This window comes from Psychrobacter sp. TB20-MNA-CIBAN-0197, from assembly GCF_040309765.1.
Taxonomy (GTDB): Bacteria; Pseudomonadota; Gammaproteobacteria; order Pseudomonadales; family Moraxellaceae; genus Psychrobacter; species Psychrobacter submarinus.
In genome coordinates this window covers 1-259 of sequence record NZ_JBEOPC010000878.1, presented here as the reverse complement: position 1 = coordinate 259, position 259 = coordinate 1, and the positions used below count along the sequence as shown (strand labels likewise).

Sequence of the window (259 nt, the reverse complement as noted above, 5' to 3'; positions counted from 1 at the left end):
CAATGAAGCTTTGCATCGCGTGTTGTTATTTATGTTTTATTTAAACGATGTTGATGAAGGCGGTGAAACGGAGTTTTACTATCAAAATCGTAAAATAGCACCTAAAAAAGGCACTATGGTAATAGCTCCTGGCTACTTTACACATACCCACAGAGGTAATAAGCCAGTATCAAACGATAAGTATATTTTAACATCGTGGGTGTTGTTTAATCGTGCAGAACAAATATATGGTGCGCCAAAGAGTTAGCGCACCAAAATC

Annotated in this window: 1 protein-coding gene; it reads left to right on the top strand. The window is 37.5% G+C overall.

Features of this window, described 5'->3' with window-relative positions:
- Positions 1-247: 2OG-Fe(II) oxygenase (locus tag AAEY83_RS16375; RefSeq protein ID WP_351060733.1), on the top strand; the 247-nt coding region annotated here is incomplete at its 5' end.
- Positions 248-259: the final 12 nt, after the last annotated feature.